General features: G+C 56.8%; 15 protein-coding genes and 3 pseudogenes. 3 read left to right on the top strand and 15 right to left on the bottom strand.

The genetic code is table 11. The features are described from left to right. Positions 1 to 458 precede the first annotated feature (458 nt). From ACNJYD_RS09840 to ACNJYD_RS09820, 5 genes and pseudogenes are all read right to left on the bottom strand, one after another. Positions 459 to 1,307, bottom strand: coding sequence for an acyl-CoA thioesterase (locus ACNJYD_RS09840; RefSeq protein ID WP_439366159.1), 849 nt, complete (start codon positions 1,305 to 1,307; stop codon positions 459 to 461). Positions 1,308 to 1,533: 226 nt separating this feature from the next. After that, complete coding sequence (locus ACNJYD_RS09835) at positions 1,534 to 2,928, bottom strand: FAD-binding oxidoreductase (protein WP_439367446.1); 1,395 nt, start codon at positions 2,926 to 2,928, stop codon at positions 1,534 to 1,536. Positions 2,929 to 3,700: 772 nt separating this feature from the next. Continuing rightward, positions 3,701 to 4,834: a mandelate racemase/muconate lactonizing enzyme family protein gene (locus ACNJYD_RS09830; RefSeq protein WP_439366158.1), complete on the bottom strand. Its 1,134-nt coding sequence runs from the start codon at positions 4,832 to 4,834 to the stop codon at positions 3,701 to 3,703. Between the two features lie 195 nt (positions 4,835 to 5,029). Next, entirely contained in the window at positions 5,030 to 6,463 is a 1,434-nt protein-coding gene (locus ACNJYD_RS09825) for an MATE family efflux transporter (protein ID WP_439366157.1), read from the bottom strand. Between the two features lie 615 nt (positions 6,464 to 7,078). Further along, positions 7,079 to 7,522, bottom strand: a pseudogene (locus ACNJYD_RS09820) (IS481 family transposase); the annotation flags it as partial. Between the two features lie 15 nt (positions 7,523 to 7,537). Here ACNJYD_RS09820 and ACNJYD_RS09815 point away from each other — a divergent pair. Next, complete coding sequence (locus tag ACNJYD_RS09815; RefSeq protein WP_439367577.1) at positions 7,538 to 7,798, top strand: hypothetical protein; 261 nt, start codon at positions 7,538 to 7,540, stop codon at positions 7,796 to 7,798. A gap of 319 nt (positions 7,799 to 8,117) precedes the next feature. Here ACNJYD_RS09815 and pimD read toward each other — a convergent pair whose 3' ends face one another. The 3 genes from pimD to ACNJYD_RS09800 all read right to left on the bottom strand — a co-directional run bounded on the left by pimD (position 8,118) and on the right by ACNJYD_RS09800 (position 14,495). Then, positions 8,118 to 9,260: a pimeloyl-CoA dehydrogenase small subunit gene (gene pimD / locus ACNJYD_RS09810; protein WP_439366156.1), complete on the bottom strand. Its 1,143-nt coding sequence runs from the start codon at positions 9,258 to 9,260 to the stop codon at positions 8,118 to 8,120. A 49-nt stretch (positions 9,261 to 9,309) separates the two neighbouring features. Next, positions 9,310 to 10,506 carry a pimeloyl-CoA dehydrogenase large subunit gene (gene pimC, locus ACNJYD_RS09805; protein WP_439366155.1) on the bottom strand — a complete coding sequence of 399 codons (1,197 nt, stop codon included), beginning with the start codon at positions 10,504 to 10,506 and terminating at the stop codon, positions 9,310 to 9,312. A 1,517-nt stretch (positions 10,507 to 12,023) separates the two neighbouring features. Further along, positions 12,024 to 14,495, bottom strand: a complete 2,472-nt coding sequence (locus ACNJYD_RS09800; RefSeq protein ID WP_439366154.1) for a CoA transferase — start codon at positions 14,493 to 14,495, stop codon at positions 12,024 to 12,026. A 925-nt stretch (positions 14,496 to 15,420) separates the two neighbouring features. Between ACNJYD_RS09800 and ACNJYD_RS09795 the strand changes: the two genes are divergently transcribed. Both ACNJYD_RS09795 and ACNJYD_RS09790 read left to right on the top strand, forming a co-directional pair. After that, complete coding sequence (locus ACNJYD_RS09795; protein ID WP_439366153.1) at positions 15,421 to 16,218, top strand: shikimate dehydrogenase family protein; 798 nt, start codon at positions 15,421 to 15,423, stop codon at positions 16,216 to 16,218. Positions 16,219 to 16,341: 123 nt separating this feature from the next. Continuing rightward, positions 16,342 to 16,610 (top strand): annotated as a pseudogene (locus ACNJYD_RS09790) (IS3 family transposase); the annotation flags it as partial. A 46-nt stretch (positions 16,611 to 16,656) separates the two neighbouring features. On the opposite strand, the gene ACNJYD_RS09785 reads toward ACNJYD_RS09790, so the two are convergent. The 7 genes and pseudogenes from ACNJYD_RS09785 to ACNJYD_RS09755 form a co-directional block, all read right to left on the bottom strand. Beyond that, positions 16,657 to 16,929: a transposase gene (locus ACNJYD_RS09785; protein WP_439367445.1), complete on the bottom strand. Its 273-nt coding sequence runs from the start codon at positions 16,927 to 16,929 to the stop codon at positions 16,657 to 16,659. Positions 16,930 to 17,189: 260 nt separating this feature from the next. After that, the gene (locus ACNJYD_RS09780) at positions 17,190 to 17,966 is read right to left on the bottom strand and encodes an SDR family oxidoreductase (RefSeq protein WP_439366152.1); all 777 of its coding nucleotides are present in this window, start codon (positions 17,964 to 17,966) and stop codon (positions 17,190 to 17,192) included. 183 nt (positions 17,967 to 18,149) lie between these two features. Beyond that, positions 18,150 to 18,884 carry an enoyl-CoA hydratase/isomerase family protein gene (locus ACNJYD_RS09775; RefSeq protein ID WP_439366151.1) on the bottom strand — a complete coding sequence of 245 codons (735 nt, stop codon included), beginning with the start codon at positions 18,882 to 18,884 and terminating at the stop codon, positions 18,150 to 18,152. Between the two features lie 989 nt (positions 18,885 to 19,873). Beyond that, positions 19,874 to 20,782 (bottom strand): HpcH/HpaI aldolase/citrate lyase family protein, encoded by a 909-nt coding sequence (locus ACNJYD_RS09770; RefSeq protein ID WP_439366150.1) that lies wholly within the window; start codon positions 20,780 to 20,782, stop codon positions 19,874 to 19,876. A gap of 1,051 nt (positions 20,783 to 21,833) precedes the next feature. Continuing rightward, positions 21,834 to 22,007 carry an ATP-binding protein gene (locus ACNJYD_RS09765; protein ID WP_439366149.1) on the bottom strand — a complete coding sequence of 58 codons (174 nt, stop codon included), beginning with the start codon at positions 22,005 to 22,007 and terminating at the stop codon, positions 21,834 to 21,836. A gap of 19 nt (positions 22,008 to 22,026) precedes the next feature. After that, complete coding sequence (locus ACNJYD_RS09760) at positions 22,027 to 22,254, bottom strand: ATP-binding protein (protein WP_439366148.1); 228 nt, start codon at positions 22,252 to 22,254, stop codon at positions 22,027 to 22,029. A gap of 243 nt (positions 22,255 to 22,497) precedes the next feature. Continuing rightward, positions 22,498 to 23,175, bottom strand: a pseudogene (locus ACNJYD_RS09755) (IS21 family transposase); the annotation flags it as partial. Positions 23,176 to 23,378: the final 203 nt, after the last annotated feature.

The following is a 23,378-nucleotide window of genomic DNA, read 5'->3' as shown; positions in this document are numbered from 1 at the left end:
GCTACCAAATCAGATAGAGTTGATGACGCAACGAGCACGTGATAGTCGTGCCACCTCCATCGCTTCGAAATAGGTTTCGCTACTCGCGTCTAGCCGATGTGTATCCATGTTCCCGGCGCTACCGGTTTCTCGCTACGTGGGGGGCGACGGGAAGGCGACGATTGCGCCGGCGATCTGCGGCGCGCACGATTCAATCGTCGCGACACTTGCGAGTCGCCACTCCCCGCTTTAGCTTCCGGAAGCACACGAAGACAGGTACATTCTTGAGACATATAAAGGCACTGGATGGCATCGCGTTTCGAATAGCTGCTTCGCGTCCACGAGCACGGCCGCCCTTCAATTGGCGGGACACGCTCAAACATAGCCGCCCTCAACAGACCGGCGTCTCGCCGCTAAACGTGTCACAATGAGGTCTCAACGATGATCACGTGTCTGCTCACGTCTGCTCACGTAGCGCCTCAAAGCCGCTCGCGAACCGACCCTTCTTGGGCTACGGACGCCACCAGCGTGCCGTTGGGCTTAAAGATCAGTCCTCGCGCAATGCCACGACCACCCTGCGCACTCGGAGAATCGTGCGCATACAGCACCCAGTCGTCCGCGCGAAACGCCCGATGGAACCACATCGCGTGATCGAGGCTTGCAGGTATCATCCGCTTGTCGAACGGCTTGCGGCCATAACGCGCGGTCACCGCGTCAAGTAACGTGTAATCGGAGGCATAGGCCAGCGCGCATAGATGCAGCATCGGATCGTCCGGCAGCTTCGCCGCGGTCTTGATCCAGACATGGATGCGGCCATCATCAAGCTTGTGACCGAAATAACGCCCAGTCTCAACCGTGAGTAACTCAATCCCATAGTAGCGGCGGATGAATTCAGGCGTCTCAACAAACATAGGCTGATTTGACAGCTCCTCCGATGTGACTTTTACTAGGCACGGCACGTCCGGCATCTTGTCCTGATGATCGAAGGCGCCCTGCTCTTCAGCGTGAAAGGACACCATAATGGAGAATATCGCGTCACAGCACTGCATTGCTGTGACGCGTCGGCTCGAATAGCTCTTGCCGTCGCGCAGGACTTCAACTTTGTAGATGATCGGCACCTGCGGATCGCCCGCCTTAACGAAATAGCCGTGTAGCGAATGCGGTAGCAGGTCTTTCACTGTGCGGCATGCCGCAACCAGTGCCTGCCCGATCAGCTGGCCGCCAAATACCTGTTGCGAGCCGATGTTTGAGTTGTTGCTGCGAAACAGATTCAGGTCGAGCTGCTCGAGGTCGAGAATAGCAACGAGATCGATCAGGGTTTTTGACATTGAGGGGCTTCGAGCCTATTGCACCGCCATGCATTCGAATCTCAAGAAGTTGAATGATGCTGGGCCATCTGAGCTTGTTCATGATCTCTCTTGCCACCAAAGGCCGTCACCCCAATGACGAGATCGTTGCGCCCATCGATGGTGGATGGCTATACCCCAACTCAGTTAGACAATCTCAAAGCTGATCCTGCACAAGCTGAAACAACCCTTTTATTCGCCCAACCTGTCAGAGGGTGAAGATCCGCCCTGGGTTCAGAATGTTATTCGGATCGAGCGCGCGCTTCAGCGTACGCATTGTTTCGATTTCCTCCTGCGTCCTAGTGATTTTCAGGTATGACCGCTTGAGGACGCCGATACCGTGTTCGGCCGAGATCGAACCTCCGAATTCTCCCGTAACATTATAAACAAGCCTTTCGAACTCCTCCCGCCTGTCAGGCGTGTGCTCGTGGTGCAGTTCCAAATGCAAGTTGCCATCTCCGACGTGACCGAAAACGATCGTGAACGCCCGGACGTCGATCGCCTTGATGCGCGCGCCAATGGCGTTCGCATATTCATCCATGCGGCCAATAGGAACGCTGACGTCGAAGCCAATACGTGAGGCATAGGGGAAAGTGCGACCAAGTTCCAGCGTTGAGTCGCGGATACGCCATATCGCTGCTGCCGATGTCTTAGAAGATGAGAGCGTCGCGTCGAGAATCAAGTTCTTGTCTTTCGCGGTCTCAAGCAGCCTCTCGAAATCGGCATAGATTCTGTCAGCATTGTTCCCCGAAGCTTCGAGAAGGACATAAAAAGGATGATAGGTTGGCAGCGGCCCGACCACGCCGTTCACGCGCTCGATGGTCAGGCGGTAATATTCGTTCCACATGGCCTCGAACGCCGTCAATTCTCCATCGAGATGTTGACGCGCCATGCGGAGGAACGAAGAGACTTGCTCGAATGAATGCAGAGCGCAAAGTGCCACTTGCCGCTCCGAAGGTGCGGGAAAGATGCGCAATGCGGCTCGCGTGACTACCCCAAGAATACCCTCGCTGCCGACGAAAAGCTGCTTCAGGTCGATCCCCGTGTTGTTCTTGATATATTTGCGCAAGCCAAGTAGGATCGTTCCATTGGCAGTAACCACTTCGAGGCCGAGTATGAGGTCGCGGGTCATGCCGTAGCGAACTACGCGATTGCCGCCAGCGTTGGTCGAAATGTTGCCACCGATGGTGCAGCTACCGCGCGCGCCGAGATCAAGCGGGAACATGTGGTCTTCCTGCTCGACCCGCTCCTGGATCCTCTGCAGCAGCGCCCCGGCTTGTGCAATGGCTACTCCTGCCGACGTGTCCACCTCCTCGACCGCATTCATGCGCTCCATCGACAGGACAATTTCATTCGCGTTTGGTAATGCGCCACACACCAAGCCTGTCATGCCACCCTGCGTTGTCACCGGAACTTTCTCGTGATGACACAGCCGAAGCAAGTCCGAGACCTGCTCCGTTGTCCTTGGACGGACGACCGCACGGGGCTTGGCGACCGTTCTACCCGCAAGGTCATGGTAATAGCGCTCGTCGATATCGGCGCCGGTCAGTACCGAACTGGTGTCGAGCACCTCGTGCAGTCGGTCAATGAACCGGTGAGACATGTCGGTCACCCAAAATTTCCAGTGAACTGATATTTGGGATCCTTACCTTGGTGAACTACTAATGTTGGTAGTGAACGTAACCAAACGAAGTGCCTGAGAAAAAGCTCAATTTGCGAGGTGTGCGCTGGTCAGAGCGAGCGCTCTGGTTTTCCTCATAGTCGGCATACTGAGGCTCGTTCTTGCTCGTGGTCGCGGGCCTGGGTAACTCCCAGGCAACATCTGCTTTCTGGACGAACGATCACGCAACCCTTTAACACCTTCTGCGCCGAAGCGCTTGACCCATTTGGCGACGGGGGCGTCGTGTTAAACAGGTCAGCCGCGCCGGCTTGGCTCAACGCACCTTCCACCACGCTTCTCACCATCGCCTCTCGACCTTTGAGCGTCAAAGGCGCATTCTTGTGGACATTCATCTGGTCTCTCCCTGGAACACTGAAGCTTCGCAACCTCAGCTTCCTTGGTTCAGGCCAGGACAACCTCGTGAGACCACACCTAGGCGGCGCTCGAGCGGTGCCGGTGTTGCTATGGGCCCAGAACGTGCGAGGCGCCTGCTATTCTCGCGCTTCCCGTCGATCCAGTTGACGAAATCGTCGTGACTGAAGCGTACGGCCGGCGCGGTCAACGCTTTCTGCACGGCCCTCTCGCTCGTGAAACAAAGCACAGATGAGCATCGCCGCGCCATGCTAGATTTCAGCTAGATACTTTCGGCAATGTGCCACACGCGGCTGACCACTCCCTGCCGGTCAAGTTGATGGCGCCAAGCGCGATCAACGCATTACTGCGCGGCAAATCGCGCCAACGCCTTGCGGTCGATTTCGATCCCGAGTCCTGAGCCGTCCGGCACGCGAACAATGCCACGGGTATGCTCTATCGGCTCCGCGAGAATTGCCTGCCGAATCGGGTACTCGGTGCGATCGAACTCAAGCATCGGCTCAATCGGTCTGAGCGAGGGCGGCGTGTGCGACGGCAGAACGGCGAGGAGATGCAGTGACGCAGCGATCGCAATGCCGGTACCCCAGACGTGTGGGTTATAACGGACGCCGAACGCTTCAGCCATGTCGGCTATCTTCTTGCATTCGGAAAGTCCGCCAGCTGCGCAGGTGTCGGGCTGCGCGATGTCCAGCGCGCGCGACACGAACAGGTCGCGAAAGCCAAAGCGGGTAAACTCGCATTCCCCACCGGCGATCGGGATCGAGAGTGCCGCCCTTACCGCCCGATAGCCGGCAACGTCCTCCGGCGGCACCGGCTCCTCGAACCAGCCAATGTCGTAATGCTCAATCATGCGGCCCAGACGGATTGCGGCCACACAATCATACGCATGATTCGCATCCACCATCAGCATCGCAGTCGGTCCGATTGCCTCGCGGACAACGCGCGTCGTGGCCGTATCCTCCTCCACACCAAAGCCGACCTTCAGCTTCACCGCGGAAAACCCTTCAGCCACATAGTTAGCCGCCTCATCGGCGAGAGACCGGATCGGATCGTCCGCTTTTCGCCGGAGCAGGCCAGTCGCATAACAAACAAATTCCGTCCGGCGGGCGCCGCCGAGCAGTTGTTGCACAGGAACCCCGAAATACTTGCCCTTGATGTCCCACAGTGCGATATCAATGCCGCTCAAGCCTTGGATGATGACACCCTTCTGCCCATGATCGCGCAAGCCTGCATAGATCATTTGCCAGAGATAATCGGTACGCAGCGGATCCTGCCCGATGAGCCATGGCACAACGCTATCGACCACTGCTGCGGTCATCCGCGCCGGACCGTAGCATTCGCCCCAGCCGACGATACCCTGGTCCGTCTCGATCTCGACAAGCATCGCAGTGCGCTTGTCATACCAAGCACGTGAAGAGGCAAGAGGTTGCGAGAGTGTGGCTTGAAGAATGTGCGTCCGAACGCCTGTGATCTTCATGAGTAATCCGTCTTGTGCTAATATTCATCACTAGCTTCACGCGTCACCTGTGCTGCATCGAGCTCGGTACTAAAGGTGGTGACAACGCCAAAGGAGGGGACGCATACCGCTCAGTTTCAACTCTTGCATTCATTTCTGTCCATCGCTTGGCGCCGCACACATCGCGTCTCTCGGGAAAGTGTTCAAACTCCGCTTTCATGCGTCCGCCAGAGCGAGCCTCCTCGCCAGCAAGAGGAGACGCAAGACGAGAAGCGCCGCATATGCGGCCGTCCCGATAGACAAACCAATGCCGATACCAGTCGCTCCAAGGCCGCTCTTGAAGCCAAGCAGGTAACTGAGGGAAACGCTGATAAGCCAATATGCGCTCCCGGCAAATAGAAGCGGCACTCGGGTGTCCTTCATGCCCCGCAAACTGCCCGACGCGATGGTGCACACTGCAGCAGAGATGAAGGCACTTGCGCCGACCAAAAGCAGGTGTGCACCGAGTCCGATCGTGGCATCGGCGTCATTGACCAATTCGCCCAGAAACAACTCCGCGATCTCAAAGCGCGCGGCAATCACTGCGAGCGTCAGTACCGCCACGATCACGATACCGAGGAGCATCGCGGTCAGACATGTCCGCTTGACACCGGAAGCGTCATTGCGGCCCACCGCATGGGCAACCCGCACGGTCGCCGCCATGCCGATACCAGAGGAAATCATAAAAACGAAGGCGCTAACTTGAAATGCAACCTGATTGGCCGCAAGTGCTTTTGTACTGATCAGGCCCATCAAGAGGGCTGCAGCAGACGAGATTCCGCTCTCCAACAAAACGGCCATGGAGATAGGCATACCGATCACGATCAATTGCCGCATCAACGGCCAATCCAAGCGCCAGAGCTGCGCCAGCGCGTGATAGTCCCGGAACGATCGAGCCGCTGTGGCGAACCAAAAACCAGCAAAAAATGACGAAAGGTTCACTACTGTCGTCGCCAGACCCACACCGAACAACTCAAGCCGCGGCAGGCCCAGATTCCCATACATCAGGAGATAAACCAATAGGGCGTTGAGAGGGACGGCTGCTAGGGTGATCCACAAGACCGGCGCCTGCCGATTGACCGCGCTCATGAAAGTACGAATTGCAAAAAATGATAGCACCGGTGCGGCGCCCCAGGCTGCTCCAGACAGATATTGCTGCGCGAGCCGGGCCGTGTCGGGCGCCTGACCAAGAGCCAGCAATATGTGCTCGGCGCCTAGCTGAAAAGCCATTACCGGTAGCGATAACAGCAGTCCCATCCACAGCCCCATGCGCAGCGAGCGCCTTACCAGATTTAGATTATTCGCTCCAAACGCCTGTGCCGCAAAGGATGCGCTCGCCGCGATCAGGCCCATCCCGAAGGTGACGCTAATCCAATAGATCCTGCCGGCCAGAGCTGCCGCCGCGGTCGCCTCGGCACCCATGCGTCCGATGAAGGCGAGGTCCGTCGCCATCATCGCGACCTGCCCAAGGTTGGTCAGCACTATTGGCAGCGCAAGTTTCGCAATTTCGCCAAGCTCGACCGCGAAGTGATGCTCAGCCGCCTGTCTCACGACCCCGTATCGCGAAAGCGATGCTGGTTTTGTTTCGGATGCCTTTTCCGGGCAAATCATCCTGCCCGCCTTCGTCTCAGCGGACTTTCCGGAGCATCCTCCAGCCGTCCTATAATCTTGTGAGTCATCTCTGCAGCTGCTTGAGCGATCGGTGTGCTGGATAGGATCCTCTTCAAGGTTTGTGCCAATTCGGAGAGCTTCGTTGAATTCCATTTGTACAAGCGATGTGTCGTTAGATCGACAGCATGTTGAAGATCTGACACGTCGTAGGACATACTTGACCTCAACGCCATGCTCAACGTAGAGCTGCGAACCGTGTTTGCGGAGTTGCTAAAATCCGGCTATCATTTTGGGCAATGTTGAGAACAATCGATCAGACGACCTGCAGTTTATATAAAACCAATGCATGACGGAACGCCCCCGACCCGAGATCCACTGTATGTGGCAGGGCGCCGCCGAAGAGCAACATCATCTTCGCGTCACATGATCAGACGTAGAGTGTGGTTCCTCCGGAAACTTAGCCTGCGCTTCTGCGCAGCTTGCTTACTCCGCGCTTTAGAAGAGGTCGGTGAGTCACGACCTTTCGCCAGATTACCCTGATTTTGCGAGTCTCGACGGCTCGGAAATGCGCTTGAGTTTGGCGGAGATCTGCTCAATCGGTGGAGATCCCGGACTCTAGGTGTTTAGTCCCGGCATCTGCTGGAGCAGGTTTGAATCGTTTGATTAGAAGTCCAGCACTTGCAAATGTATGACTAAGGTGTGGGGCGCTTCAGGGCCTCAGCCGTTGAGCGCAGCTGTAGGTGGCAATGAAGTCGGCTAGGTGCTTCGAGGTGACCGTGCCGCTCATAATGATAGCGTTGGACTGTCGCTTCCATAAGTGCGCGGTTCATGCGCTTTACCTGATTGGTCCAGGGATGCTTGATCTTGGTCAGCCGATGCTTGATCCCGTTTTCGTGGCATAGCGTGTCGGACATATGCGTTACGTCTCGGGCCACCGGTAGCATCGGTGCGGAAGGTGAACTGGATGCCCATTGTCGGTGACAACCGTGTGGATCTTGTAGAGGACGACCGCGATCAGAGCTTCGAGCACTGCGAGGCGGAGGTTCTCCCATCTTCCTGGCCAGAAGCGAACTCGTGGTGCGCACACTGGAGTTTCGCAACCTCAGCTTCCTCGGTTCAGACCAGATGGACAACCTCCTGAGAGACCACACCGGTAGGGAGAGCAAATGCGAACCCGTGCTTACCTTTGTGACGGCCGACATTATCGAGGAACGGACGCCGGCAGCGGCGGCCATCGAGCAGCGGCGCCTCTTTGCGCCATGGTCGATCGAACTCGAGCTCTTCCTCGCACGTATCCGTCTAGCCGCAGGCGAAATATCTCTGGGCATGTTCTGACTCCTCAACCGAAGTAGCTTTTACACGCAGTTGCTATTGCTCACTCTGGCCTTACGACCAACTTGGTTTCGTCGAGAACGTCGCTCCCGTGCTCCTGCGACCAAAGCACAATAATTTCCCGCTCAGCCGTCGACCTGGAACTTCATCGTGACTTTCACTGGGCTAACGTTCAGAAATCGTCGAGCCGGCATCGTGCTCCAATTGAAGTTCGGGAAACCGCTCATATGGCTAACACTCTCCGCACCTCGCTAAGGTCTTACGAAGCGAGAAGAGCCGCAGGATGGTCGTTGCGTGCCTGTTGCCTCGCTACCAACAAAGATCAGAGCAGCCCGCCACTCTCACTGACTCGCCGGAGGTGGTAATCGGCATCGCCAAAGGCGTGCTCGATCATAGTCAACCGCTTAAAATAGTGGCCAATCTTTGCTTCCATGGTCATGCCGATGCCGCCGTGCAGCTGAATCGATTGCTGGCCGATGAATTTTCCGCTCCTTCCGATCTGAACTTTTGCCGCTGCAATCGATTTCGTCCGCTCGGCCGGATCGTCGAAATTGACGGCCATAGTGGCAAACATCGACATTGAGCGCGCCTGTTCGAGCGCGACGAACATGTCGGCGGCGCGGTGCTGCAGGCTCTGAAAAGATCCGATCGCCACCCCGAACTGCTTTCGAGTTTTCAAGTGTTCGACGGTTATTCTCAGAGATTCGTCCATAAGACCGACCGCTTCTGCGCAGAGGGCGGCTCGGGCTTCATCGACCACGCGCTCGATGAGCGGCAGGCCATTGTGGAGATCGCCGATCGCCGCTTCTGCGCCAATCTCAACACGCGATAGGACAATATCAGCAGCATGAAGGCCGTCCTGGGTTGGATAGCTCTTTTTGGAGACGCCCTTGGTGGTAGCTGGCACCAGAAAGAGCATGATACCGCTTCTGTCACGCCGGGTACCATGCGTGCGAGCGGTCACAATCAGCGTGTCCGCGTTCTCTCCGTTCATGACAATGACCTTTTCGCCATCGATGACCCAACCGTGGGCCTTCTTCTCCGCACAGGTGGTGACGTCGTTCAATTCATAACGTGAGCGCTTCTCTAGCTGGGCAAACGCAAACGTCCTGCTCCCGTCGACAATCGAGGGAATATGCGCAGCCTTCTGCGCGGCTGAGCCGCCATACCGCAGGAATCCGCCGCCGATCACAACGGTCGGCAAATAGGGCTCAAGTACCAGCGCTCGTCCCAGCGACTCCATCACAATCGAGGTCTCAACCGCGCCGGCGCCGAATCCGCCGTCTGCTTCGAGAAATGGCAGACCGAGCACGCCCTGCTTGGCTAAGCGACTCCATATCGCTCGACTCCATCCGCCCTTTTCCTTCATGTACTTGTGTCGCTGCGCGAAGCCATAGGCATCCGCCAAAAAACGATCGACACTTTCCTTCAGGAGCCGCTGCTCGTCCGTTAAATCGAACTCCATCTAGGGTTTCCTCTGACGATAATGCCGGGTCCGACGTTCTGAATTGTTGCTAGACAGAACTAAGGCTCAGCACCGCCTTGCTAATGATGTTGCGCTGAATCTCGTTTGAACCGCCGTAGATCGATACCTTCCGGTTGTTGAAGTAGGCCGGCGTGATTTGGGCTATCCAATCTGTTGATTCATTCCAACAATCGGGATGACCGGCACAGGGCGCAGCGAACGGTCCAATTATTTCCATCAGCAGCTCGGTGGTGGCCTGCTGAATCTCAGAGCCTTTGATCTTGAGCACGGAAGACGCGGGATTGGGCTTCCCCTTGCCATGCTTGCCTTCATGCGCGACGACGCGCAGCTGGGTGAGCTCTAGAGCCTTCAGTTCTATCTCACAAGCGGCGAGCTTCTGGCTGAAGACAGTATCCTCGAGCACAGACCGGCCGCAGGATTCAAGTTTCGAGGCAACTTCTCTGATTCGGCGGATCCGCTCTTTGGAGACGCCGACACGCGCGATGCCTATGCGCTCATTGGCAAGGAGGAATTTTGCGTAATCCCAGCCCTTGTTCTCCTCCCCTACGAGATTTTCCACGGGCACCTCTACGTCGTCGAAGAACAGTTCGTTAACCTCGCAGTTGCCGTCGATGGTTTGGATCGGGCGCACCGTGATCCCTTTGCTCCTCATGTCGACCAGTATGAAAGAGATGCCGATCTGCTTCTTGGCAGTTGGATCAGTACGGCAGAGGCAGAAGATCATATCGGCATATTGGGCTAAGGTGGTCCAGGTTTTCTGCCCGTTCACAATGTATTTGTTGCCTTTGCGCTCGGCTTTCATCTTCAGCGACGCGAGATCGGACCCGGAACTAGGCTCGGAAAATCCCTGACACCACCAGTCGTCGACATTGGCGATGCGCGGCAGATAGTACGTCTTCTGAGACTCGTTACCGAACGTGTAGATAACCGGGCCAACCATGGAAACGCCAAAAGCTAGCGGCGTCGGGACCGGATACATCTGAAGCTCCTCGTTGAAGATGTAATGCTGAACCGAGGTCCAGCCGGCGCCCCCATATTCCTTTGGCCAGTGGCCAACACCCCAGCCTCTCTTTTGTAGAGTGCGCCACCAGGCGACCATCTCGTCTTTAGACAAGTTCTGGCCTTCGACCAGCTTCCGCTGCATCTCCGATGGCGCGTTGTCGCGCAGGAACTGCTGCACCTCTTCGCGAAATGCTTGCTCCTTATCTGTAAAGGCGAGCTCCATTCGTTTCTCCGGTGACGACCATTGAGTATTGAACTACAGCGATCATCATTCTGATGCCTTGCGCAGAGTCTGGCCGAAGAGGCCCTCTAACTTGTTGGAGTGGCATCAATGTTGAGCTAAACTGATAACTGCTCTGCAGAACCGCAACACACGACTAACTCTCCAACGTATTTTCGCCTGCCTCGAAGATCGAGCCCACCTCGAGAACGCTCTCATGAGCCCTTCTAAAGTTCCTGCTGGTTCGTATTGCGAGAGAGCTTGGCGCGGCCAATGGTACTCGTGGCACAAGAGGCAATTTCTTTCATTGAAGGCACATTCTCTCCATCAACGGATATAATGACGCTCAGCCGTTCTGGCGCGCTTGCTCTCAGTCAAGGCGAGCATGATCTAGCTCGGCCGGCCCGTCTCCACAGCGCCTCAATAGCAACGTCTGTGCCACCGACCTTCAAGGCCTTAAGCGCCTGATTCACTTTGAAGAGACATCGACCGCAAACGGTGGCTGTGTAGCAAACCAAACAGCCGTCGTATCACTGTTAGGAAGCAGCCGAGGATCAGTGACTTCTATGCGTCGGGTCGTGAGACGCGCCCCGCCAGTCGAGCACGATTGACGGCGTCAACGACGCACAGTTCGGGACCTCTACCATCGTGTCATAGCGATTCGCGACCATAGCATGGAACACGCATGTCACTCTGCCGTCCTGTGCGAAGGCGGAGCCAGTTGCCGGCCCGAGACAAGGCCCAAGGCGGTCACCTAGTTCAGCCCCACTAGCTAATGGCCAAAAGCGGTCGTGGAGTTACCGCGTGAGCACACGCGAGGCTCGGTCACGCTAGCCGCTGGTGTTATATACACGGACTTCGTCAAGCGCCGAGTGAGCTGACCTCGGACGGCGGTCGTCTTCTCGAACTTGCGTCTAGAACACGCTCGTCCGTACTCATTCGTGGGGACATATCTTTATGCGTGAGACAATGTGGACACCGCAACAAGATCAGCGGCCAGAAAGAAGCTCGCGACAGCCGAAACGCTTGCGCGCAAGAATCGAGCATCCATAAGACCGATGTAGCCGCTCTTCCCGCGAGGAGGCATATGGGACTCGATCTTTGTCCAGCGCTGACCTGTGCCACCCCAATCGACCTTAGAGTCGGCCTGAATGCACCGAGATAGAGCGCCTTTACATTGAAGCCTTCAGTTCGCTACGGCCTCAGCTCGGCATAGATAGGGACTTGACATTCGACAAATAGTCGCCCGCCCCTGCCCGGGCGATCCGGGTCATGAAACGCAAACCGCCGAATGCAAAAACAAACCGCCCACCCCGTATAGACTTTCCACGAGTCCTACGCCAGTTTAGCTGACCAATCGCGTTGATCGTCTCACGCGCCGCGACCATGGACGTGTTTCGCCATCTTAAACTTAGCTGTTTGTGAAGCAATCGTTCTGCTTCAAGTACTCCGAGGAAGGCAAAAACAGCTTAATTTGTAAACAAAGAGCACAAGTCAGCAGAAACTCAGCGTCCCCCGTTTCAGTCATTTTGACCAACACCTTCTTGGTGTGTGAGCCCGCCTTCTGAGAGCATCGCGGTACCAATGATGTTCTCCTTCACCAGTTGAGCGATATCGGCATCGGTGAGATCAAGAATCCTTGATAGGACTTCTCCATTATGCTGCCCGAGAGTCGGGGCGGGCGTGCGGATCGGGAAGGGTTTAGCATCTTCGCGAATTGGCATCGACGGTTGCGAATGCACACCTATGAACGCGCGCTCGGTTTGCTGCAGAAATTCGCGTGATTTCAATTGCCGATCGTTGAGCAGGTCAATCGGCATGCGGGCTACCCCGGCAGCAACTTCTACTGCTTGCAATTGGGACATTGCCTCGTCCGCATCACGGCTGAGCGTCCAGGCCGCGATGACTGTCTCGATTTCGTTCTCAATACACCGGCGAGCTTCCGCAGAATTGAGCGACACGTCCGCGGCCCAGTCAGGCCGACCAACAACCAACGCGAGCCTATGCCACATGTCGGCATCCGTAACCGCTATAACAATCCAATTGTCCTCGCCAGTACAGCGGAAGCAGCCGTGGGGCACGAACTGAGGATGCCGATTGCCGTACCTTTTTGGCGCGGCGCCGCCAATTGACTGCATAGTAATCCATGGCGCCGCAAATGGTATCATGCATTCGACTTGCGCCAGGTCAATGAACTGTCCCTGCCCCGTGCTGCGAGCGTGAACCATAGCGATCAGAACTGCGGCGCAGCCATGCAACCCGCCTACTGGATCTCCAAAAGCGGTGTGGCTCATCACGGGCGGCCCGTCGGGGCCTCCAACCACCCCCGGGTACCCCGATCCCTGCTCGAGGGTCGAGCCGTAGGCTCGGCACTCTCGATGAATACTGTTCGTGCCAAAAGCCGACATCGACACCATCACTAGGCGTGGGTTAAGCGATTTTAGCACGTCGTAACCTAGACCGAACCTCGGCAGAATATCGACTGAATAATTGTCAACGACGATATCGGCTTTCGCCACGAGCCGTTTGGCGAGAGCGCAGCCGCGAGGGCGGGTCAAGTCAATCGTAATACCGCTCTTATTGCGATTCATAATGCAGAACCGCTGCGTTTTTTCGTACATCTGGCTTTGCACGTAAGCAGGACTCCGATCAACACCGCGCCACCAGTCCGGATATTGCACGGCCTCAATTTTGATAACTTCGGCCCCCAGATCTGCCAGTGTGCGCGTACACAAAGGGCCCGCCCAACCCATCGAGAAGTCGATGACTCGTATGCCGTGCAGCGGTTGCCGGCCAGTCTCTATGCTCGTGCTACATGGTGAACCGGTGTCGGCTAGGCGCCTTCGCTTACTTGCGGCAGCCCGCTGCTCGCCAGGATTCGGAACGCTTCCCCCTCGAGTTGGGGGGGTCAACGTAAGCCGCTGCATTGAGCCTGCAGTGAGCCCCTCTTCCTTACCAAACTGAACGGGCACAATCGCGCCGCGCTCTCTTTTTTCCATATCACTGACCAGATCGGACATTGTGGGCACCGGCACGAGCGGGATCCTTCGTTTCATTCCCTCCGCAAACCACTCCCGCGCTGTCCGCTCCCTCAGCCTCGGGATGAATTCCCTTTCGATCCGTTCTGCATCTAGCAGACGATCTTTCCCAAAGACGAGACTCGGGTCATCCCTCAGTTGAGACAAGCCGAGCATATCGCAGAACGCCCACCATTGGGCAGGTGTGACCGTCGTTACGCCAAGCCAGCCGTCTTTTGTTTCGTAGATGCCCAACGGAAATCCTGGCCAGAACCGATTAATTCCCATCCTGCGGATCACGTCCGAGCGCTCAACGGACTCGGACATGAGATACTCGCTTGCAGTCAAGCTAGATTCGAAAATGCTCAGGGACCACGACCGACCTGCTCCACCCTGCGTTATCGCCAGCACCGAGGAAACTGCAGCGATGAAGCCCCATAGGCCAGACAGAATACCTGTCTGGAAATCTGGTGCGAGCACCGGCGGGCCCTCGGCCGGTCCGACCAGCTTAATGAGGCCGGCCAGCGCACGTACCGTCGAATCGGTTGCCACGTATCCTGCATAGGGGCCGTCGTGTGCGAACCAACTCGCCTCCAGGTAGATTAAGTTGGGATGTCGCCGGCTGATCGCTGCGATGTCAATTGAAGGGCAATCCGCGGAAGCGACATCGCGACCATCGATTAGAATGTCGCAATCCTCGACCAAGCCACTCAAGTGAATGATCGCCTCGGGATCATTAACATCGACGATGACGCTTGACTTGTTAAGGTTCAGGAATGCGAACCACGGGCTCTGGCCCCATGGCGTCAGTGGTGCGCTGCTACGCAATGGATCGCCTGCGGGCGGCTCCACTTTCTGAACATCGGCCCCGAAATCCGCAAATAAACGGGCGCAATAGCTGGTTGCAGCCGAGCTACCGATCTCGACCACCCGCAAATGCGATAGCACTCCGGACAACTTAATCTCCTCAGCCATACAGATGCTCCGAAGTATTATCGGTTAACCCTTGCGAGCCTGCCTAAGTACGAGCGTGCCAATGGCGGCGGACCGTTGACGCAATTCTGATTGCAGCCAACGCGGTCGAGAAGTGAGCAGCAGCTCTCCACAGAGCCTAAGCAACGACCGTGCCAGAGCGAGCCGACATAGCCGTGCCGCATTTAGACTTGCATTGCGCTGGGCACGGGTATTCTGTAGGGACCGGCTGCCACAGACTTCTGCGAGTTGGCTCAGAAGTAGCGCCCAAGCTTTCGAAACCTTCTACCTACTTCCGTATGCCAGGTAGATTATCTTCCTCGCGTGGTCCGATGCGCCATTATGTCGTGTTAAGATCCACTGACGTTGACACTCCGACAAGGCCCAGAGCTCTCCAACGGTACGATCGCGAACGTCCGTGCTTCTGTTTACTTTCGTAGGCTAACATCCCACTTCCGGCATGGTGCTTGCTAGGAATGCAGCCGAGGACGGCTCGCGTGGCTCATATCGTTTCTTAGGTGCGCCTGAGTTTTGCAGCTCCTTTGAATCCGAGCGACCAAACCTCAACAAGGGACACGCGTCGTGCATGGAGATCTCAATCCATCAATCATGCTGCTGAGAATGCCTCGCCATCAATGCACCTTAAATCAAACGCGGCGAACTGCTCACATTCCCTGAAGCACTTAATCTTGGCAAGGCCACTTGCCGGCCGTTCAGAAGCTCACTGCACGAACAGTTGGGCCCATACGGTAGTTCTCAGTACTGCGCCATCGATGACGTGATCGTGCGCGTTTTGGGGAGGGTGAACACTCGTCAACATGAATCCAAAAACATATTTGCGGCCATCGAGAACTGGGCGCCGGCTCGGCCAAGTTCGAGCCGACTCGTTGCTAGGCACACTTGCTGGAGAGAAGTAGCCGGAGGTATCATGAGCACCAATCAGATTGATGGAAGTACCAAGGTTTACGGAATTGTCGCCGATCCGGTAGCGCACATTCGTACCCCGGAGGCAATGAACAAGATCATCGCGAAGCGGGGAAGCCAGGCAGTATTCGTCCCCTTCCACGTTCATGCGAACAATCTGCGTACCTTTGTCGCGGGGCTTAAGGCATGGCAAAATCTCCCGGGCTTTACCCTCACCGTACCCCACAAGGAAGCTATCCTAGCCTTATGTGATCACCTTGGCCGGATGGCAAGAATCACCGGATCCGTGAATGTAGTTAGGAGAGGAGCCGGCGACGCATGGGAAGGTGAGACATATGATGGTCTTGGCTTCGTCGCCGGAATGAGATCTCAGGGCCTTGATCCTGCGGGTGCGAGAATCTACATTCAGGGTTCCGGTGGTGCTGCCAAGGCCATCGTGGCAGCTCTCGCTGAAACAGGTGCCGGTCGTATTAGTGTCGCCAATCGTTCTCAGCCCAGAGCTACGACCCTGATCAACCGTCTCAACTCCGCGTACCCCGGGCGCTGCGTACCGGCCGCTGGCTCTGATTTAGCTACCGCCGATATTGTCATCAACGCGACCTCACTCGGGCTGCACGAAAAAGATGCTCTGCCGATAGACGTGTCTGCACTCAGCTCTACGCAGATAGTTGCCGAAGTGATCATGCAACCACACACTACGCCACTCCTTCGGGAAGCGCGAGCACGGGGATGCCGCGTTCATCAAGGCATTCACATGCTCACCGGACAAGTTGTTGAGATCGCCAACTTTCTTGGAATATGACGCCGATTCGGACGCATTTCGTAGCGCTATTGGAAAGTAGCAGCTGAGTTGGCCGGTGCACCTGTTTGGCGGTCAGCCGTACGAGAAGCGAACCGGCGTTGGCTCGCCGCTGCTCTGGCATCGGTCGTCGGGGCGGATCGGAAGATGATCCACTATCGCTCCAGCCGCCCGCCGGACGCAGTTCTGTGTGGCCGATTGCGCGATCTCGCCAACGAGCGGCGGCGTTTCGGCTATCGCCGTTTGTTCGTCCTGCTGCGGCGCGAGGGCGAGCCATCGGGGATCAACTGGATCTACCGGCTTCATCGCGAGGAAGGCTCACCGTTTGCAAGCGGCGGGCTCGCCGCAAGGCGGTGGGGACCCGTGCCCCCGATCCTGTTCGAGGCGAGGCTCACCACAGTATGGGTGCAACGCGCTTGCTTCGGCCGCGACGCCCGCCGGTCACCTCGATGTAAAATCCGGCGCTCTGTCGGATGTGCTGTCGCACTCCCCGGATAACGTCGGCAGCGACGCCACCGGCTTATTCTCCGCAACAACTGCCTTGACGAAGGCGTCGAATTTGGTCCGGCTTCCCGCGAAAGCTCTTTGCCAAGTGACTAGAAAAGAACCCGACAAGCCGTATCGCCGCATTGTCGCCGTAGCCAGGCGCGGCTCGGACAGACTCTCCAAAACATGCGCCTTCTCCTCCTCAGACCAACGCCGCCCTCGGCCCATTTCCACCACTTGAGTCGATTCAGCGCACTGATTGTATCGCGTCCATACGTACACTTCCCGACCATCAGGCCACCCGCAGCTAGGCATCTTTCCTCGGAGGCTTACGGAGCACCTATGCTTGGGTTATCTCCGTTCGTCCATCTGCATTGATCTCGATCGACAGTAAAAGACGTCCGACGATGAAATCAGCATCGGATGCGTTTAGCTTAGCTTTGACGCGAGCTAAGTTACCATCCAGCTCTTCATAGAAATGTCTGGATCTACCGTAGTGTTTCAGTATTGCCGCAAAGGCTGAGTGATTGGCCCGAAATATTGCGTCCTGCATCCGAGATCAAAAACTGAATCATCTCCGCGATCTCCTTCGGCGGGATCATTCGTCGTAACGAGACAAGATCGAGCCATTTCCGCTGCATTTCGTCAAACGACAAGCCCACAGCTTCCGCTTTAGCGGCAATGACACGATTTATTCGATCTCCAAAGACCACCCCCGGCATGATGGCATTGACCCGCACCCCGTCTGGACCGATCTCCATCGCAAGAGACTTCATCAATCCCACAAGCGCCCATTTTGAGGCCGCATATGGCGTTCTCAATGGAAAGCCTAGACGTCCCGCCGTAGAGGAGATGAAGATTAACGCACCATCACGCTGCTTTCGCAAATAGGGCACGACAACCTTGCAGGCGACGAATTGACTTTCGACATTGACCCGAAAGACACTTTGCCAGTCCAGAAGACAAATATCTTCAATGTGAGATGTTGGACCAGAGATTCCGGCATTGTTAACTAATGCATCTAGACCACCGAAGTAACTGATTGCGTATTCCAGGAACTTCGCTTGCGCTGCTGCGTCCCTGACGTCTACGAGCTCCGAGCGGACCTCAGGCAGCTGCTTACGCAACTGTTCGATACCAGGTTCGGAGACGTCGCATGTCGCAACGCGAGCCCCAGCATCCGCTAGCTGGTCGACAATCGCTCGTCCAATTCCGTTCGCTCCAGCGGTAACAATGACCCGCTTGCCTTCTATTCCTGTTCGCATGGCTCAACCTCCGTCCAGCTTCTCAATCTTCAACAACAGCGTCGCAAATTCAAAAAGCTCGTATCAATCCGCGACTGAGGCCACTCGAGCCATGAAGGGAACCCACATGGTGAGGAAACGCCGCAGAGTTGGCGTCCACCGGCCCGGCGAGAAAGGGCGAGCCGAACGCGTCCCCAGCTTCGGCTATTGCTTCGGGACAGGATGTAAGCTCGCAATCCCCGCTGCATAGGCGTCCTTCGCGTCTCCCGCGATTCGCTCCAAACCAGCGAGCACGCTTTGGTTCACCTTTTGCTTCGTTCGCCTAAAGCTCACTTCAGGATATTCGCTCAGAATCTGAGCGCGCGCGATAGCCTTCTCCTCACAGTGCGGCGAATCAACAATCTCATGAAGCAGCCTATGATCGAGGGCCCATGACAGCGGCATGGCCTCGCACCTATAAATAATATCGGACATAGCCGCTCGACCGACGAACGTCTCCATCATGTACGCGCCGATTACACAGGCGCTACCCTGCTTTAGTTCCCGCATCAGCAGCTTGGTTCCTGCCGATCCCACGCGCCAATCACAGCATAGTACGATCCCAAGGCCAGTACCTATTGCGTATCCGTCCACTGCGGCAACACTCGGTTTCGTTACTCTCAATATCGCAGAATAAAGATCAATTACCCTTTCAATGGCAGAATCAGCCCAGCCGTACCCGGACAGCTCGGCCAGTTCTTTTTGATCACCTCCGGCGCAAAAGGATCGCTGCCTTCCTCCCGTCAGCACCAAGGCACCGATCGCAGAGTCGTCCTCTACTTCCTGGCAAATGGAACGAATAGCATTCTCCAGTGCCAAATTCATCGGATTATGAGGGTTGGGATGATTGAAGCGCGCGACCAGAACTCTGCCCCTGGTCTCCGTTTGGAGAATCGTCATAGTGTGTCCAATCAGGCGTTAGCGTCCGGAAAATGCGACCAGCGGACTCAAGTATACGTTCGAGTCCACGTGCACATCTCTAAAGTACCATTCTGCGGTCTAGATAGCGCACAACTCTTGCGAAGCGTCCTGCCAATTCTGGTAATCGAGATCACTTGCTTCGGCCCAACCGCTCAGTTGTCGATCGAAGAAGAGGTTTTCCTCCGACTGAGCCAATGAAGCCGCGTCTCGCGTCGGCTCGGCAACTTTGCGCGAATGAAACGATGATGTTGGTCCATCGGTCTTGACACTGGGCATATTTGCAACCATTGCGCGACACAGTTGGCTGAGGAGCAGAACCTCAGTCGGATGTTTTATCTTCAAGCCCCGTCGGATATTCTGGCTGTGTGGTGAGGGTGAGAGGGATCTCCTGCAGAGATCCTCGATGAGGGTGGCCAGTCTGTGAGCCGAAGCCAGCCACGTGCGAGGCGGCAGCAGGACGGGCACGCCGTCTCAGTCGCTACGCGACGGTAGCGAGGGCTGGCGCGAAGCCCCATGGGTTGAGCAACCTCAATGAGACGGCAATGCTTGCAAGTACAGCCTTAATCTCTCTAGATGATCGATGATGAAGCTAACTCGATGAACCTCCGAAAACGATAGAGTTTGGAGGCGTATCGTCCGCGCCGTTCGGACGAGGCGCTCAAGTGTAGCTGAAGGGTGTCGACTAGGACGCCCATCTGGTAAAAGAGGATGTTCATCCCATTCCGGAGACGATTCGCTCTTTGTGGTGTGACACGCCAGCTCTCGATGTCTATCCGAGAGATGGTCACACCGTCTTGACAATTGCTCAGAAGGAATTCGCTCCCTTGAGCGGCACTCGCGAAGATTTCAACTCCGGAGGCAGCCTTCTCGGGCTGTTCTCTAGGCGCAAGTCGTGGGGACTCTTGGCCAACAGCATCGTTCAATGGCTTGCCCACAGGCCTTAGGTCCTCGATGAGGCGCGAGATTGCTCAGATTGGTGGCAGCTCGAGTTTAGGAACGGTACCAACATCAATTCCAAGTGCCTGAGCCTTCTTAAGCACCTCCAGGGCGGTCCGAACGCTCGCATAGTCTAGCATCGTCGATTTGTACCGAACCGCGCCTTCACCGCGCGCAGTGGCCTCCGCCATGATGGACACGATCTTACAAGCCTCATTGATCTCTTCCTGCGCGGGCGAGTAAATCTCATTGATGATGGGGATATGGCTAGGGTGGATGGCTGCCGCAAACGATGCGCCCATGCGCTTCGATCTTTCACCTACTCGCCGGACCAACTCGAGGTCGTCCACTGTTGCTGGCATGACACCTTCAATCTGTATAATTCCCGCAGCGCGAGCTTGCAGCACCGAATAAGCTCCAAAGCAATTCCCCTCATCGGTCGCGTCGTTGAGCTGCACGCCGAGTGAACGAGCCGCGTCTCCGCCTGGCGTTGGGCCACCAGCACCACCGGTCCGCCTGATCCTCTGAGAGGCCATGCAGATATCGTAGAGCCTGTAAATAGCTTGTGCAGTTTCAGCATGGGCACAAATCTCGATTCGGCCGACCGGCAGGCCCCGCGATCTCTCAAACTCCCCAAGCAGAAGGTCTAAAGCGGCAATATCTTCCGGAGTTTCAGTCTTAGCCAGCGCCACGCCGTCGAGGCCATCGATCACAACAGCATTAAGGTCCTCTACCACACAGCCTGTTCCCCACCTATTCAGTCTCACGAACCGCCCGAAGGAGCCGGTGCCTAGTTCTCTAATAGCTTTCGCGACCGCGTTCCGAGCACCAGCTTTCTGAGAAAGCTCGACCGAGTCTTCGAGGTCGAACATTAGGGCATCCGCGCCATATTTGGGCGCCTTCAACATCCAGTCGAGCTTGTCTCCAGGGACGTAGAGCATCGAGCGATACCAGGGAGCGTCTCGAAATGGCTGGGGCACAATATGATCCTCATTCGGAACTCACATTTCCAAGGTCGCATCAGGTCCGGGCCTGCCTCGGATCGATGACCATTTTGGTATACCACTGTTTGCATATCTGAATTGCACGTGCACCTACCTGTCCTTGTGGGCATACCGCGATGAGGGTCGGCGGAAGCAACTCGCGTAAGCTGCCGAAACCGCAGCGCGAGCCGAACGCTCCTTGCCGACCGATCGCGGGAGGGCCAGGGACCAACCCTAATGCTGACGTGACTATCCGCCGGAAAGTGCAGTTTTCCTGCCGTCAAAGCTGCTGCTCACCGACCATGCAGAGCTACGTTGAAAGGGCCGTTCGCTTTGCTTGCAAGCGAGGCGCATTATTAGTCAGCTTGGCAAGCATGCATCAAGCAGCCTTGCGAAACGCCTGCGGGCTCGGGTGGTTCCCGCATTCGTTGCGGAACTGAACCACCAGGACGCACTGATGAAGAGCGAGGAAGGTTCAGAGAATAAGAGACGACCGCGGTCTTGAAGCAGCAAGAGGCTGGGCCTCAGTAGCGGGCTCGGCTCGCAAGAATGTTGTCTCCGAAGCGCCTATCTATTGTCAAACTCGGCGGCATGGATGCGCATTTAGCAAATAAGGGACAGCAGTTTCGCTAACTGACGAACAGCACTTTCGCTAAATCGCGGACAGCGTGGCGGCGCTGGCCTTCGGTTCCCTGACTGTTGAAATGGTTGGTATTCGTTTCGTCGATTTCGATGGCGGCGAAGAGGCACGTGGCTTTCTTTCTTCCGCATGCTGTCGCCTTCGAGGGCGTTACCGTGGGAGTTGTGGATGATCCGGTCGAGGATGGTATCTGCGGATGCTTGGCTCGCCGAGCACGCCGTGTCGTCGATCACCGGGTAGCTGGGTGGCAATCAGGGTGGATTGCGCCCGTAGCGTTCTTCGAAGATTTCGAGAAGATCGAGGCGCTGTTGATCATTGAGGGTGTGGGTGCCCCAGTCGTCGAGAATGAGCAACTAGACGCGTGCGAGCTTATCTATGAGGCGCGGGAAGACCGTCGGGACGGGCCATGGCGAGGTCGTCGAACAGGCGTGGCATGCGCAAATAAAGGACGGAATGACCGAGCCTTGCTGCGCGGGGGCCGAAGGCGCAAGCCAGCCAGGTCTTGCCAGTCCTGTTCGGGCCAGGTGATGATGAAGTTCTCATGAGCTTCCAGCTGAGCGCCCTACGCCTGCTGTAGCGTGTTACGCTGGTCAAGTCCGCCGCGGGACGCGAAGTCGATATCTTCGATGCAGGCATCGACGAAGCGCAACTTGGCTACGGCCAGCCGGTTGGTCAGGCGCCGGCCGGCGCGCATGGCGGCTTCGCGGTCGGGCATCAGACCGAGCCACTCGTAACGGCTTAGATCGGCGGCATTAACCTGTTCGGCCAATTCCCGATAGGCGGTCGCCATTCCGGTAAGGCCCGAGGGTCTGCACCTGAATGGGTAAGCATCACGATGTTCCCTTACTTCATTGATAGTGGGTACCGCTACGGATGTTGGCGTGAGAGGAGCAGCTTGAATGGGCTCGGTGGCAGGGCTCGCACGTGTCGAGCCCGGATTTGAGGATGGCACTCACGGAGGAGCGAGCTGATCGCATTGATGGCGAGCGCTCTCTCGCGGGCTGCATCCAGCGACCGCACTGGTGGCGGAACGATAGCCCTGCTCAGGAGGGGGGCGCTCACGCATCATCCGCTCGACCAAATGGCGGCGTTAAGGCCGATCCGCCGGACCACTTTGATCAAGCTCGCCGGCGTCATATTGGCGTAACGGTGATTGGCCTTGGCCATGCTCGTTCACCGTGACGTGGCCGCCACGCTGGGAACGGCGTACATGGCTGGCGACACGCGTGTAATCCTGGAGGATCTCGACAGCCCCGATACGTGAGCCGGACGCCTACTTGATGGCGCAGCCGTGCCGAATCCAGCGCTCGACAATCAGCACCGCGCCTTCAACCTTGCCCTTCGCGCGGCTTGCGGCTGCGGGTCGGCAAAATCGTCGTGTCGTAGTGCTCGGCCATGGCGGCAAAAATTTGGTTAAGTGCCGGCTCGAACCACGGCGCCTTGACGACGCCGGCCTTCAGATTGTCGCAGACGATCGCCTTGGCAACTCCGCCGAAGTAGTGCCCGGGTCCGGTCTTCGATCCAATCTGGCAGTCGCTGACCGAGCTCCCCATAGCGAGTCAGACGAGGCTCCGAGTACCGCTACAAATATGTGTGCCTGACGGATCTCGCCGGTTTGCGCATCGATCACCTCCGCCGGGCTGGCATAGTCGGTCTTCATCACCGCACCAGCCGCGCGGCGGTGGCGGAGCTTAGTTTCATTGAGGGGCCGCGCCCTGTCTGAGAGGATCGAGAGCTTTCTTTTCAGAGCCAACACTTCGGATAGGACGTTGTCCGATGGCCCTGGTGAGCTCCGCCGAAGCATGATTGAGGACATGATTGTGCGCAGCTTGTCGCCAAGACCGCAGCGATCACATCTCACGTGCATCGAAGTTCAGCCATTTTGAACGATCGCCCGACCACCGGGGCTTCGAG

It is taken from the genome of Bradyrhizobium sp. SPXBL-02 (assembly GCF_051853065.1).
Classification (GTDB): Bacteria; Pseudomonadota; Alphaproteobacteria; order Rhizobiales; family Xanthobacteraceae; genus Bradyrhizobium.
Note: the sequence above shows the minus strand (reverse complement) of the source record. Positions and strands in the feature narration are given on the sequence as shown.

What these genes read in the sequence shown, in the direction of transcription:
- ACNJYD_RS09840 (WP_439366159.1), bottom strand. Translation starts at nt 1,307, where the DNA reads ATGTCAAAAACCCTGATCGATCTCGTTGCTATTCTCGACCTCGAGCAG.
- ACNJYD_RS09835 (WP_439367446.1), bottom strand. Translation starts at nt 2,928, where the DNA reads ATGTCTCACCGGTTCATTGACCGACTGCACGAGGTGCTCGACACCAGT.
- ACNJYD_RS09830 (WP_439366158.1), bottom strand. Translation starts at nt 4,834, where the DNA reads ATGAAGATCACAGGCGTTCGGACGCACATTCTTCAAGCCACACTCTCG.
- ACNJYD_RS09825 (WP_439366157.1), bottom strand. Translation starts at nt 6,463, where the DNA reads ATGATTTGCCCGGAAAAGGCATCCGAAACAAAACCAGCATCGCTTTCG.
- pimD (WP_439366156.1), bottom strand. Translation starts at nt 9,260, where the DNA reads ATGGAGTTCGATTTAACGGACGAGCAGCGGCTCCTGAAGGAAAGTGTC.
- pimC (WP_439366155.1), bottom strand. Translation starts at nt 10,506, where the DNA reads ATGGAGCTCGCCTTTACAGATAAGGAGCAAGCATTTCGCGAAGAGGTG.
- ACNJYD_RS09800 (WP_439366154.1), bottom strand. Translation starts at nt 14,495, where the DNA reads ATGGCTGAGGAGATTAAGTTGTCCGGAGTGCTATCGCATTTGCGGGTG.
- ACNJYD_RS09795 (WP_439366153.1), top strand. Translation starts at nt 15,421, where the DNA reads ATGAGCACCAATCAGATTGATGGAAGTACCAAGGTTTACGGAATTGTC.
- ACNJYD_RS09785 (WP_439367445.1), bottom strand. Translation starts at nt 16,929, where the DNA reads ATGGGCCGAGGGCGGCGTTGGTCTGAGGAGGAGAAGGCGCATGTTTTG.
- ACNJYD_RS09780 (WP_439366152.1), bottom strand. Translation starts at nt 17,966, where the DNA reads ATGCGAACAGGAATAGAAGGCAAGCGGGTCATTGTTACCGCTGGAGCG.
- ACNJYD_RS09775 (WP_439366151.1), bottom strand. Translation starts at nt 18,884, where the DNA reads ATGACGATTCTCCAAACGGAGACCAGGGGCAGAGTTCTGGTCGCGCGC.
- ACNJYD_RS09770 (WP_439366150.1), bottom strand. Translation starts at nt 20,782, where the DNA reads ATGCTCTACGTCCCTGGAGACAAGCTCGACTGGATGTTGAAGGCGCCC.
- ACNJYD_RS09765 (WP_439366149.1), bottom strand. Translation starts at nt 22,007, where the DNA reads ATGAGAACTTCATCATCACCTGGCCCGAACAGGACTGGCAAGACCTGG.
- ACNJYD_RS09760 (WP_439366148.1), bottom strand. Translation starts at nt 22,254, where the DNA reads ATGGCGACCGCCTATCGGGAATTGGCCGAACAGGTTAATGCCGCCGAT.